We start from the raw sequence: 12,002 nt of genomic DNA, 5'->3' as shown, positions 1-12,002 counted from the left end.
GGTCCGGTTACAACTTCTTACAGCGTTTTTCGCAAGAACGCCTTTCCCATGGGTCAAGCGACACTATCCAGGTTCACGCAACATTGACCACATCTTGGGCCCATCCTTGATGTGCCATTCCCCTGTCACGGTAAAGCCGAGATGCTGGTAGAATGTGACATTGCTCTCAAGTGCAGTCTCCAGATACACGGCCACTCCTTCCGCATCAGCTTTTGCGATACCATCCTTCATCATCGCGGTGCCCCAACCTTGATGCTGGTCATCTGGCCGAACGCCAACAAAGTGCACGTAGTAAAAAGGCCGTCCCTTTGGCAAATTGTGTTTTATCGCATTGGTCAAATTCAACATCTTGCCGAAACTCGACCGGTAAATCGCAAGCAACGGGATCAACATCGGGATAACCGACAATGTCGGAATTTCTGCGGTGCCCGGCGACCGCCAAAAAGACGTTGCATGGCAGTCCGGTGATTTGCGAATGTAACCGTGCTTCACATCATAATGGAACATCAGCTTGAACATCGCGTCCATGCGCTGCTTGCGGCCAGTGCTATCGGGAAACAGCCACTGGAACACCGGGTCGTCAAAGAAAGCCAAGGCCAAGGTCTCGCTGATTGCATCCGCATCCGCCGGAACAGCTTTTCCGATCGGTCTTTCTGGATTTTCTGTAGTCATGATACCCCCCCTAAGCCCAAACGCTGGGCGATGTAGTCATTGGTCCAAAACGGCTGCACATGCGGCATGAATGCATCCAGCCTGTAATCGCGCTTCACCCGTTCAGGCGTCAGGAAATTAATCTTGCCCCAATGCGCCTTGAACGGGATGCCCGCAGCATCGATTGCGTCCCACAGCCCCTTTAGATGCGTGAAAATCTCCAACTTTTGGTCTGCGCTCAAGAAGTCCGTCAAATATTGAAAATTGAACTTGATAATATAGGGTAGCCCCGGCCAATTCCACGGCGACATCAAGTTGCCGTCGGTTTTGGTACATTCCACCTCGGTCGCAAGATTGGGCCATTTGTTGGCTTCGAAATAGGTTTGGCAGACTTGCCGCAGCTGGGGCAGATCAGCCGGATCAAAGCTCCACTCGGCCATCGCCACATGAAGCGGCGCAAACCGGTCAACCGGGATCACATTGCGCATTGGCCCATCAATTGTGGTTGGTTGAAATTGCGTCTTCATCGCAGAGTAAAGTCCCTGCAGCGCGTCATTCATAAATGCGCCGGCCGTCACTTCATTCTCTTGGAAGAATTCCTCCAGCTTTTTCTCATTGGCATTCGGCGGCCAGCTTTGGACCGGCTGCCCCTTGCCTTCGATCTGATTGGCGAACCAAAGCAGGCCCCAATCCATCGTCGGCACCCATTCAATCCGCCAGAAATCATAGGTGTCACAGGTCTTGGCTACATCACCCAAAATATCATCGAGTTGGGCAACGCGAAAGCCGCCTTCGAAAAACAATTGCGGCACCAATTCAAAACCGACCTCGGTGATGAAGCCGATACTTCCCAGCGAGCACATCACCGCTGTGAAGTCCGCATCGCCGCGGTTCACCCGCTTGGTAACAAGAGATTTTCCGTTGGGTGAAATGGCCAGATATTCGACCCACCGCAATGTCTCGTAAACATCGGTGTGAACGGTGGCCCCGGCGGTGTTGGTCGAAATTAAACCGGCCATCGTCTGCGCATCGGTTCCGCCTGACGCTGTCAAAGAAAGCCCACGTTGCGCCGCGCGATAGAGAAATTCGTGGCAATGCATCCATGCACTGGCCGTGACGATATTCTGCTTGCCATCCGGGCCAGCAGATACGTCGAAGGCAAGCGGAAGCTTGCTGGTGTTGATGACGATATCGCCTTCAAAAATCTCGGAGCAGCTGTGTTGTCCACCCAGGAACCGCAAGGTTCGGCCTCCTGTTCCTTTGTTCAGCAGCAGCGTCAGATAATCGGTCAATTCTTCGAGCGAAGTCGGCGTAAAATAGGTGTCGGGCGAAAACGATATGACCTCGCCCCAATCATGGATTTCGGGCGGTATGTTGGAATAATACCCAACAGGCAAAATTTCGATCGGATTATTATCGTCAGACATCTATTCACTCCCTCATGTGAATTTTTGTAATTCTAGCTGGCAACACTCTCCAGCATTTCAGCAGATTTGGTCAGCCCGTCGCCAACCATCTGCCGGTGCTCTTCATTCTGCAAAATCGCCATAATTCCCGGCACTCCGCCTAGCGCCTTCAGCCGCCCGTAATAAGGAGCAGCCTCCTCGGGCTGGCCCAATTCGACTTTGCACACAGCCAGCGCGGCCAGGCCTGCAGGATAATTGGGAATTTGCTGGAGCGCCTCCTGCAAAACCGCAGCAGCCTCATCGAACCGCTTCAGCAATGTCAGACAAATACCCATCCCGCCGATGATATAAGGTCGTACACTCGATGTCGGATTAACCCGCAGCGAGCCTTCGAACCGTTCCAATCCGCGTTGGGCATTACCCAGTACAATATCATTAAAGCCGCCCCAAAACAGCGTATTGGCCGAATCAGGTGTCAATTCGAGCGCGCGGTTAATCATCCTGCGCGCAACTTGCATGTCGCCGATCACGCTAACCAAAATCGCGGCGCAATAGCACAGGATTTGCGAATTCTCACCGCCGACTTTGATTGCCGCTTCATAATATTCGAGCGCCTTCGCCCGACTTGCCATAATGTCATCGCCCCACCGGTTGGAGAAACGCGATGCGTGGCAAAAACCCAACAACGAAAGTGCCCACGGGTTATTTGGTTCACGCTCGACGACCTGCTCCAAAAGATCGATAGCCTGAGTCATCGATTCCGGATCAAACCCGCGATAGGCGGCGTTGGCGCGCCAGAACAATTCATAGGTGTCGGCTGATTTTGTGGTCGTAATGGTAGCCCTGCGAAGCTCTGCGTTTTCGATGGTTGAATCGATAGTTCGCGCAACATCACCGGCAACGCGGTCCTGCAACTCGAATACATCCTCCATCGTCCCATCAAACTTGTCAGCCCAAACCTGCTCGCCCATAATGCCATCGTTCAATTTAATATTGATGCGGACCCGCTCGCCCGAACGACGTACCGATCCCTCTAGCAAGTAGCGCACGCCCAGCTCGCGACAGATGGCGTTCAAATCTTTCTCGGTGTCACGGTAGGTCAAACTGGAGGACCCGGCGATCACAAACAATGACGGGTAATTTGCAAGCGCCGCACTAATCTCCTCAACAATGCCATCGGCAAAGTAATCGTCTCCCTTAGCACCAGCCAAATCGATAAACGGTAGTAATGCGATCGAGGGTTTGGACGGTAATTTGTAAACGTGCCCTGATGCAATCTGGACTGGAGTAGGCTCAGCCTTGTCGCCTGCAACATGGTCGCGGACTTCGCTAATTAAACCCTTGAATTCCGGGTCTGCGACATTGCCCTTCCAATGGGCAAGGTCGGCAGTTTGAACCAGTTCGAACATGATCGGGCGTTCGCAATCCTCAATCATGACCGGGACCAACGTGCCTAGACGGTCAGCCAATGTCGCTTCGGATTTGACCCAGCGCGAAACAACCGAACGGCGCGACCAGAGGACGACCACTGCCTTCGCATCGCGCAGCGCTTTCTCGGTCACCTCATCATAAGCATCGCCGGTTTTTAAGGTTGTATCCCACCAAACGGAAAATCCGCTCGATTCAAGCGCTTTGGCATAGGCCAAAGCCGTGGGCTGATCTTCCCTGTTATACGATAGAAATATATCCGCCATTGATCCTCATCCTGGCATCGAACCATCTATGGCGCCCCAAGAATTCCGACTATCGCCGGGCCTATGCACGCCTGCTTTGCTGCCACCCGAAGGAAGCGCCGGTACGCACAAAGGTGATAGAGAATTAAGAGCAAGACCCAGTTTGCTGTGGCAGTTCAGCTATTGTGCCAAAGCGCTCACTCAACAAAATGCCCTCAAAACCCGCACCAATCATGCGCGGTGAACCCCGCTTCACTTTATCTAGTGATAGCGAGCCCAATTGGCTTGCAACCCCAAATAATTAGGCGCTGAGTCTGCAAATATGTCAAGCCTCACGAATTTTAGGCCCGAACGCAGCTTGAACATAGCAGCAGGCCAATCTCGAGAGTTGCCTCCTTTATGTGGTGGTGCCGCTTAGAGGACTCGAACCTCTGACCCCATCATTACGAATGATGTGCTCTACCACCTGAGCTAAAGCGGCGCAGTGCGAGGCGAACTTGAATTGCTGTGGTGAAGCAATCCTGGTCCCGCAGAATATGGAGGCCCGAGCCGGAATCGAACCGGCGTGCACGGTTTTGCAAACCGCTGCGTCACCACTCCGCCATCGGGCCTCTGTTCCCGTGGACCAATCGGTCCACCAGACGGAAGCGGCCATCTAGCGTTTCGAATCATTATAGGCAATGCGATTTTTGGTTCCAAGCAGGCCAGGCCGATTAAACCAGCAATGCGGGCTGGCACCTGGAGCGAGTTTCGCTATGAAACGAACCCATGAGTGTAAGCAACCTTATCGAATCCATCACCGCTGAAGGCGGCACAATCATACTCGAAAGAGCTGAGAACTGGATGCAGGGCCGGACCCTGTATGGCGGCGCCTCCGCGCTTATCGCTTACACGGCCGCAATCCGCGCATTTCCCGATTTGCCGCCATTCAGGGCAGGCCAAGTAGGTTTTATCGCGCCAGTGGGTGAACAATTCGAATTGCGCAGTCAGATCATTCGGCAAGGACGTAATGTGGTCCAAATCCGCAGCGAGATTATTTGCGACGACAAAATTGCACTGACTGCTTTCTGGCTGTTTGGAACCAGCCGCGAAGCCAATGCAGTTCATCCTGCGCCACTGCCCGACCCGGCCCCGGGTCGGCCGGAAGAATCGGTTCCGGTTAAAACGCACACTGCACCCTCTTTCCTCAAGGAAAACTACGATGTGCACTACACCGCCGAAAAGCCGGTGCCCGGATCGCCAATCTTGCGCCGCTGGACGCGGCTTAAGGATCCTTCCGGAATCGATCCGGTTTCCGAACTGATTTTGATGGGCGACACCTTGCCCCCATCAGCCGCCCGCATCATGCAACGCCGCGGACCGATCAGTTCGATAAACTGGTCTTTCAACCTGCTCGACACGGAACCACGAACGCGCGATGGCTGGTGGTTGGCGGAGACCGCCTGTGACCATGCCGATCAAGGCTATTCGAGCGAGCGGCTTCGCCTCTGGAATGCTGACGGCAAACAAATGTTGTCAGGCATTCAGGCAGTCGCCATTTTTGGCTAATCGATCAGACTAGACGTCTTCAAAATTCGCTGGCCGTTTGGCCATTCCTGCCATCACGGCCTCGATCTGGTTTTTTGTGCGCATGATCGCATGCTGCTCGATGCTTTCTTCCATCAGCAATTCGTCCGTTTCAGCGTCAGCCATGCTGTTATGCAGGCGTTTCGCGGCGCGAATTGCGTGCGGATTGCGATGCGCAATTTCGGAAGCAATCGCAGTGGCCCGAGCAAGCGGGTCAGTATCAACAAAGGTCGCAAGACCATATTCCAACGCTTCATTGCCTGAAAATTGTCGGTTGGTGTAAACCAGTTCGCGCAACATATCGTCGCGGACCAAGCCGCGCCATAATGCATAACCACCCATATCAGGTACCAACCCCCATTTCAGCTCCATAATAGCCATGCGCGAATCCGGCGCAGCCACGCGAATATCCGCGCCACTGGCAATTTGCATGCCGCCGCCAAAGCATACGCCGTGGATGGCACAGACAACCGGAACAGGCAGCTTACGCCACTGCGTCGCGACTTGCTGAAACTTGTTCGAATTGCCGTAAGTCCGTTCGGTCAAGCCCGGTTCGTCTGAGGATGGCTCGCGCCCGAAGCTCGAAGTATCAAGACCCGCGCAGAAGCTAGGGCCTTCTCCTGAAAGGACGACAGCCCTGAGGCCTTGCATGTCGTGAAGCGCATGCCCGGCGGCTATAATCCTTTCGAACATCTCAGGATCCAGTGCGTTCATCTTGTCAGGCCGTGTCAGCCGAACCTGGGCAACGCCATCGTCACCCAACTCGATTGATACCCGTTCGTTTTCCTGAAATGTCATATCAATTCCCGATTAGTTTCTTGCTTGGCCATCGTTACCAATGCGAAGGAAACTGTCCAGCGCTTCATCCTGATCAGCTTCAATTTTGGCCTTCGGCGCATCGCCCGCACACACCAGGCGGTATCCTCCCTCTGGCTCGGTCACGATCATCCAGGCAAGCTGCGCTGAATGAAGTTTGCTCCTAATCCTCGAAATTGTCACCTCAACGCGATTACTCTGTGGGATGTGGGCAATGCGCCAAACATTAGTCAGCAGCATTTTTTTGGTGAGTGCCTTGCCTCTGGCATCCGCCAAAGACCACAGCACTTCGAATTCACGCGGATGCAGCCGAAGCCACCGTCCACCCGCCGATGCGTCCCTATGAAACAGGTCAAGTGTCAGTCCGCCGACCCTTTGGGTCCGGGGAAGATGCGAGTGCCCGATTCGGCCAAACTCCGACACTATAGTTGGATAGAGCGGCTCAGCCAGCCCGTCTGTCCGTTGTTGCAAGAGTCAAATATGAAGCGGGGGCTGACAATCACAGTAAGGAACTCGAGCGAATTGAGTAGCACTGTCTTCGGGTCACAATCAGATGGTCAAGAATGTACAGCCCAAGCACCTTTGCTGCACCGGCTAATTTGCGCGTGGCATCAATGTCGTCCTGGCTCGGGGTGCAATGGCCCGACGGATGGTTGTGTGCGAGCAATATGCCGTCCGCATCGACAGTCAGCGCCTTGCGGAACAGCGAAGCCACATCGAGCTGAATATTGGTGGATGTCCCCCAGCCCATCTCTTGATCGAGAAGATATTGCCCGTCACGATCGCAAAAGATGACCAGCATTCGTTCTCGCCGGGAATTGCCAATGCGAGATTGCAAATAGAGGTGCAGTTCACCGTCATAGGGATCGACTCTCGCACTGCTGATCTTTTGATGCCGCGCCGTATCGACTAGCGCCCGAGCGGCCAGCATCAACTCGCAAGCGCCAGCGAATTCCTCACCTAAAGAACTGAGTTGCGATTTTGAAGCTGACATTGCTCCTGCCAGCGTCCCGAAACGCGCGCTGAGGGCTTCGGCTAACCTCGGGGCAGATTGTCCTGCAAACGGGGCGAGGAGGTCCGCCATGACCTGTAATTGCCGTGGCTTTTCACTCTGCGATGGTGGAGCCAAATTCCGAACGCCAGAATGATGGTCTGAAAATATGACGGAGCGATTACCAGAACCGCATAGGTGATCGGCGAAATTGCGTTGGTGGCGAACATCGCTAAATGCGCCAACAGAGCTATAAGTTGAAATCCTGCGATCCATAAAGTGTACATCCGGTTCGCTCGAAGCGCGATTGTGACCATGATTACGCAAACAGAAAGGTCGATAAGAAACAAACCCAAATCCGCCGATTGAAAGGCAGTGGTCACTTCGACAAGCGCGTAATAGACCTGCGACAACCCAATGAGCCAGATGATCGCCCAGCCCATCCATTTTTCAGGGCCCGCCCCATACCGCAGCGCGGCAACCACGACTGAGATATCCAAAATTAACTTGGCGGGTTCTCGATAATCGTTCCAGATATCAAGCGCGGTCAGGGCAGTTCCTTCCTAAATCAAGGCGTTCTCCAGTTCTGAGCTCGGAGCGAGTTCCGATAGCGCCGCAGCCGGGATGTCGGTTGGGATACCGCCTTCTCCGCCAGCGTAAATGCGCGCTACTTTGCTCAACTCGTCATGAACCCGCAAGAGGCTGGTGGACATGCCCATAGCCTGCTGCTCAGCGTGTGTCAGCCGCATGATCGCCCTTTGTCCGGTATCGATCGGCACATTAGGGTTTTGACGGGCCGCAATCATTGCCTGCTTCAGCTTGGCACATGCCATCATCGCTTCGTCAGAAAGGGCTTCTGCTTCGCGGATCAGCTTTTTGATATTCAATGCGTCTGCGTGAATCGATTTGTTCATCACGGATACTCCTGCGGATGCCAAAGGCCCGCAGAGAAATATCTACAAACCTTGGCTTTCGGTTCTAATCTCAGCTCTGCCGTCCAAGACTTCACTCACCGTTATCGCCGCTGAAACTACTAGAATGACCGCGGCAATTACGCCGAGGGCAATTCCGATCATCGCTGCGAGCCGGACAAGAACGGCGTTGTCGCCATCGAATTTGGTTGGGACGACCACCGGTTCCCGGGATCCGATCCAAGGCGCATCGATGAGGACGTGATGCGCATCGGAAAAGACAATCTCTCCGGGGTCGACCCGATGCCCCTGATCGGGAAAAATTGGCGCGTCGTGTAGCTGAGAATTTCTCGATGGAGAAATCCTATAGGGGTCATGCGGCGTAGATCCACTCTCTTTGCGCGCAACTGATTTTTCAATATTTTCAGTGGGTTCATCTGAAAAATGGAGGCGAAAATGTTCCACCAATTCATTCATACTATCGACGGAGAATTTATCTTTAAGAGTACGGATATGCTGGTTTATTCGCGCTTCTGATACGCCCAAATCGCCCGCAATCACCTTGATAGGCACGCGCCTGTCAATCCGTTCCAGCACAGCGCGCTGCCGATCTGTCAGCCGTATGTTGGGCTGGGCGTTCATAGGAGTTGTTTGAGCCTCATCAGTGAGCAAGTTAAATCAATGTCGATAACGAATCAACGACCTCAAGAATTGTTAGTTCCGAACAGAGAGGTATTATCTAAGCGCCATTCACCCCAAGCGACGAAAGGTAGCGTTTCACGTTGCGCGCGGCCTGCCTCAGACGTTGTTCGTTCTCGACCATCGCGATTCGGACAAAGCCTTCACCTTCTTCGCCATATCCGACGCCCGGTGCAACGGCGACTTCCGCATGAGTGAGTAATTGTTTGGAGAACTCCAGACTACCCATGTCTTTGAGTGCAGGCGGAAGCGGAGCCCATGCAAACATCGATGCGGGAGGCGGTGGAATATTCCATCCTGCGCGGCCGAATGCCTCAACCATCACATCGCGGCGTTTTGCATAAAGCTGACGATTGCTTTCAACGATGTCCTGCGGACCATTAAGCGCTGCGCAGGCCGCGGCCTGTATCGGTGTAAAGGCGCCGTAATCGAGATAGGATTTAACCCGCGTTAGCGCGGCGATAAGCTCTTTATTGCCCACCGCAAAACCCATCCGCCAACCGGCCATCGAGTAGGTTTTCGACATTGAGGTGAATTCGACCGCAACATCTTTGGCGCCCTTCACCTGCATGATTGACGGTGTCGGCTTCCCGTCGAAATATAATTCGGAATAGGCAAGGTCGGACAGGATCCACACCTCATTCGCCTTAGCCCATTCCACCAGCCGTTCGTAAAATGCCAGATCGACCACCTCGGCAGTCGGATTTGAAGGGTAATTGACCACCAAGACGCTGGGCCGCGGCACCGTAAACGCCATCGCATTGTCGAGCGCGCGCCAATATTCTTCGTCAGGAGTGGTGGGGACAGCGCGAATCGTAGCGCCAGCGATAATAAAGCCGAATGTGTGGATCGGGTAAGATGGATTCGGCGCCAGAATAACATCGCCCGGCGCAGTGATTGCATTAGCGAGGCTGCCCAGTCCCTCTTTCGACCCCATCGTCACAACGATTTCGGTTTCTGGGTCCAAATCGACACCAAACCGGCGTTCGTAATAATTGGCCTTAGCTTTGCGAAGGCCTGGAATTCCTTTGGACTGCGAATAGCCGTGCGCGGTAGGTTTGCGTGCTACTTCACACAATTTGTCGATGACATGCTGTGGAGGGGGTTGATCGGGATTGCCCATTCCCAGATCAATAATATCACGGCCTTCTGCACGCGCCGCTGCCCGCATCGCGTTCACTTCAGCGATGACATAGGGTGGCAAGCGTTTCATGCGATAAAAATCCGTGTTCATCCTAAATTACCCAGCAGGCCTTTCTTTTGGAATTCGAATTCAAAAACAGCGTGCTTGCCGTTTCATTGTTGTGACCTATCCAATGTCCAATACAATCACGCAAGCATCAAAATTTGCTGCTATAGGTATACGCTATGCTTGCCGCCGATTATCCGCTTGGAAACGATTATGACTGACAAGACCGACCCCGCTGCCCCGTTTACCGAAATTATGCGCGCCCAGAGCGAGGCCATGCGCGAAATGATGAGCAAATTCATGCCCGGTGCGCAAATGCCAGACATAACATCTGAAGCGGGGCCACCGCCAATGACCGGTTGGCCCGAGGCTGCATCAGCTCTGCAGAAGATGTGGTTGGACTTTCAGGCGGAGCAAAAGACTGGCGATGCTGCAAAACTGGCGCTGACCGATCCGCTGCATTGGGCTGGATTGATGCAGAACTGGTACCAGCAAATGCCGATTGGCGAACCCGAGAAGCAACAGCGACTCTGGACCGAAAGCCTCGCGCTTTGGCAAAATGTGCTGGGCCGGTTTGGGTTCGGACCGGATGCCGATTTGACCAAGGATGGCGAATTGCCGCGTAAGGACCGGCGCTTCGCAGATGACAAGTGGACGAAGCAGCCTGCCTTCGCTCTAATTCACCAAACCTATCTGCTTATGTCTGAACGGCTACAAGACATGGTCGACGAGATCGAAGGGTTGCCAGAAAGCAAACGCGAACAGCTTCGGTTCGCCACCCGGGCAATGACCGAGGCCATGAGTCCCGCCAACTTCCCGCTGACCAACCCCCTGGTGCTGGAAAAGACGGTCGAGACCAAAGGGCAGAATTTGGTGAGGGGCATGGAACACTTCACCAATGATCTGAAGAAGGGCCAACTGACCCATGTCGACCCAGATGCATTCAAGGTTGGGGAGAATATCGCGATTACACCAGGTAAAGTCGTCTACGAAACCGACCTGTTCCAACTTATCCAGTACAGTCCGACCACCGACAAGGTTCTCGAAACACCGCTGGTAATCTTCCCGCCTTGGATCAACCGGTTTTATATCCTCGATCTCAATCCCAAGAAGAGCTTCGTACGCTGGGCGGTTGAGCAGGGAATCTCGACTTTCATGGTGAGTTGGAAATCGGCTGATGCGAGCATGGCCGATGTGGTTTGGGACGATTACATCCTCGCCCAGATCGATGCGATCGAGCACATTAGGAAGAGGTTGAAAGTTCCATCGGTTCACGCGATTGGGTATTGCGTCGCAGGAACGACATTGGCCGCGACGCTCGCAATCCTCCACCGCCGCAAGCAGCAAGACATCGTCAAAAGCGCGACGTTCTTCACCGCTCAGGTTGATTTCGGCAATGCTGGCGAACTCCTTCACTTTATTGATGACCAGCAATTGGAGAGCATCGAACAGCTTACTAGCGATGGTTATCTGGATGGACGGTATATGGCGGCGGCGTTCAATATGCTCCGCGGGACCGATCTGATCTGGAATTACTGGATCAATAATTATCTGATGGGCAACGGGTATCCTGCATTCGATTTGCTCCACTGGAATGGAGATGTCACCAACTTGCCTGCCAAGTGGCATCAGGCCTATTTGAGAGACCTGTATCGTGACAACAAGCTGGTTACACCCGATGCAATGAGCGCAGACGGAACGGCGATTGATCTGAAGCTGGTTGAGACACCAACCTATATTCAGGCAGGCAGAGAAGACCACATCGCTCCCGCCGAAAGCGTTTGGCGTATGACGGATCATTTCCAAGGGCCTATGCGATTTGTGCTGGCCGGGTCAGGCCATATTGCAGGCGTGGTCAATCCCCCGGGATCCGGCAAATACCAATATTGGCTGAACGACGACAATGTGGCCTCACTAGACGAATTCATAGCAGGCGCGACAGAAACTGCTGGCAGTTGGTGGCCTGACTGGATTGAATGGCTGCGCAGTCAAGATTCCAACATGGTTGCGGCAAAAGGCAAGCGCAGGCCGGGCGGAAAAAATGATAAAGTCATCGAAGACGCGCCCGGAAGATACGTAAAAAGCAGGTAAATTCAGAAC

Annotated in this window: 12 protein-coding genes and 2 tRNA genes; 2 read left to right on the top strand and 12 right to left on the bottom strand. The window is 53.7% G+C overall.

What is annotated here, in order from left to right; all coding sequences use genetic code 11:
- Positions 1-63: 63 nt before the first annotated feature.
- The 5 genes from GRI36_RS04545 to GRI36_RS04525 all read right to left on the bottom strand — a co-directional run bounded on the left by GRI36_RS04545 (position 64) and on the right by GRI36_RS04525 (position 4,341).
- Positions 64-672, bottom strand: a complete 609-nt coding sequence (locus tag GRI36_RS04545; protein ID WP_160597377.1) for a GNAT family N-acetyltransferase — start codon at positions 670-672, stop codon at positions 64-66.
- Positions 669-2,078, bottom strand: coding sequence for an FAD-binding protein (locus GRI36_RS04540; RefSeq protein WP_160597376.1), 1,410 nt, complete (start codon positions 2,076-2,078; stop codon positions 669-671). Before GRI36_RS04540 ends, GRI36_RS04545 begins: the two co-directional genes overlap by 4 nt.
- Positions 2,079-2,110: 32 nt before the next feature.
- Positions 2,111-3,751: a TIR domain-containing protein gene (locus tag GRI36_RS04535; RefSeq protein ID WP_160597375.1), complete on the bottom strand. Its 1,641-nt coding sequence runs from the start codon at positions 3,749-3,751 to the stop codon at positions 2,111-2,113.
- Positions 3,752-4,135: 384 nt separating this feature from the next.
- Positions 4,136-4,211: transfer RNA gene (locus GRI36_RS04530), tRNA-Thr, on the bottom strand.
- 56 nt (positions 4,212-4,267) lie between these two features.
- Positions 4,268-4,341: transfer RNA gene (locus GRI36_RS04525), tRNA-Cys, on the bottom strand.
- A 157-nt stretch (positions 4,342-4,498) separates the two neighbouring features.
- Here GRI36_RS04525 and GRI36_RS04520 point away from each other — a divergent pair.
- Entirely contained in the window at positions 4,499-5,278 is a 780-nt protein-coding gene (locus GRI36_RS04520) for an acyl-CoA thioesterase (RefSeq protein ID WP_160597374.1), read from the top strand.
- A gap of 9 nt (positions 5,279-5,287) precedes the next feature.
- Here the strand turns inward: GRI36_RS04520 and GRI36_RS04515 are convergent, their stop codons facing one another.
- From GRI36_RS04515 to GRI36_RS04485, 7 genes are all read right to left on the bottom strand, one after another.
- On the bottom strand, positions 5,288-6,094 hold the full coding sequence (locus GRI36_RS04515; protein ID WP_160597373.1) for a crotonase/enoyl-CoA hydratase family protein: 807 nt from the start codon (positions 6,092-6,094) through the stop codon (positions 5,288-5,290).
- A gap of 12 nt (positions 6,095-6,106) precedes the next feature.
- Positions 6,107-6,535, bottom strand: a complete 429-nt coding sequence (locus GRI36_RS13930) for a winged helix-turn-helix domain-containing protein (protein ID WP_328598407.1) — start codon at positions 6,533-6,535, stop codon at positions 6,107-6,109.
- 76 nt (positions 6,536-6,611) lie between these two features.
- A complete protein-coding gene (locus GRI36_RS04505; RefSeq protein WP_160597371.1) occupies positions 6,612-7,106 on the bottom strand; it encodes a JAB domain-containing protein in 495 nt (164 codons plus the stop codon).
- 41 nt (positions 7,107-7,147) lie between these two features.
- Entirely contained in the window at positions 7,148-7,603 is a 456-nt protein-coding gene (locus GRI36_RS04500; RefSeq protein WP_160597370.1) for a hypothetical protein, read from the bottom strand.
- 63 nt (positions 7,604-7,666) lie between these two features.
- Entirely contained in the window at positions 7,667-8,017 is a 351-nt protein-coding gene (locus tag GRI36_RS04495; RefSeq protein WP_160597369.1) for a hypothetical protein, read from the bottom strand.
- Positions 8,018-8,059: 42 nt separating this feature from the next.
- Positions 8,060-8,656 (bottom strand): helix-turn-helix transcriptional regulator, encoded by a 597-nt coding sequence (locus tag GRI36_RS04490; RefSeq protein WP_160597368.1) that lies wholly within the window; start codon positions 8,654-8,656, stop codon positions 8,060-8,062.
- A gap of 97 nt (positions 8,657-8,753) precedes the next feature.
- Positions 8,754-9,947 (bottom strand): LL-diaminopimelate aminotransferase, encoded by a 1,194-nt coding sequence (locus tag GRI36_RS04485; protein ID WP_160597367.1) that lies wholly within the window; start codon positions 9,945-9,947, stop codon positions 8,754-8,756.
- Between the two features lie 168 nt (positions 9,948-10,115).
- Between GRI36_RS04485 and GRI36_RS04480 the strand changes: the two genes are divergently transcribed.
- The gene (locus GRI36_RS04480; RefSeq protein ID WP_160597366.1) at positions 10,116-11,993 is read left to right on the top strand and encodes a PHA/PHB synthase family protein; all 1,878 of its coding nucleotides are present in this window, start codon (positions 10,116-10,118) and stop codon (positions 11,991-11,993) included.
- Positions 11,994-12,002 lie beyond the last annotated feature (9 nt).

The sequence above is a fragment of the Pontixanthobacter gangjinensis genome (assembly GCF_009827545.1).
In the GTDB taxonomy this organism is placed as follows: domain Bacteria; phylum Pseudomonadota; class Alphaproteobacteria; order Sphingomonadales; family Sphingomonadaceae; genus Pontixanthobacter; species Pontixanthobacter gangjinensis.
Note: the sequence above shows the minus strand (reverse complement) of the source record. Positions and strands in the feature narration are given on the sequence as shown.

Bases quoted from the DNA above. Each gene is read 5' to 3' on its own strand.
- GRI36_RS04545 (WP_160597377.1), bottom strand. From the start codon at position 672: ATGACTACAGAAAATCCAGAAAGACCGATCGGAAAAGCTGTTCCGGCG.
- GRI36_RS04540 (WP_160597376.1), bottom strand. From the start codon at position 2,078: ATGTCTGACGATAATAATCCGATCGAAATTTTGCCTGTTGGGTATTAT.
- GRI36_RS04535 (WP_160597375.1), bottom strand. From the start codon at position 3,751: ATGGCGGATATATTTCTATCGTATAACAGGGAAGATCAGCCCACGGCT.
- GRI36_RS04520 (WP_160597374.1), top strand. From the start codon at position 4,499: ATGAGTGTAAGCAACCTTATCGAATCCATCACCGCTGAAGGCGGCACA.
- GRI36_RS04515 (WP_160597373.1), bottom strand. From the start codon at position 6,094: ATGACATTTCAGGAAAACGAACGGGTATCAATCGAGTTGGGTGACGAT.
- GRI36_RS04505 (WP_160597371.1), bottom strand. From the start codon at position 7,106: ATGTCAGCTTCAAAATCGCAACTCAGTTCTTTAGGTGAGGAATTCGCT.
- GRI36_RS04495 (WP_160597369.1), bottom strand. From the start codon at position 8,017: ATGAACAAATCGATTCACGCAGACGCATTGAATATCAAAAAGCTGATC.
- GRI36_RS04490 (WP_160597368.1), bottom strand. From the start codon at position 8,656: ATGAACGCCCAGCCCAACATACGGCTGACAGATCGGCAGCGCGCTGTG.
- GRI36_RS04485 (WP_160597367.1), bottom strand. From the start codon at position 9,947: ATGAACACGGATTTTTATCGCATGAAACGCTTGCCACCCTATGTCATC.
- GRI36_RS04480 (WP_160597366.1), top strand. From the start codon at position 10,116: ATGACTGACAAGACCGACCCCGCTGCCCCGTTTACCGAAATTATGCGC.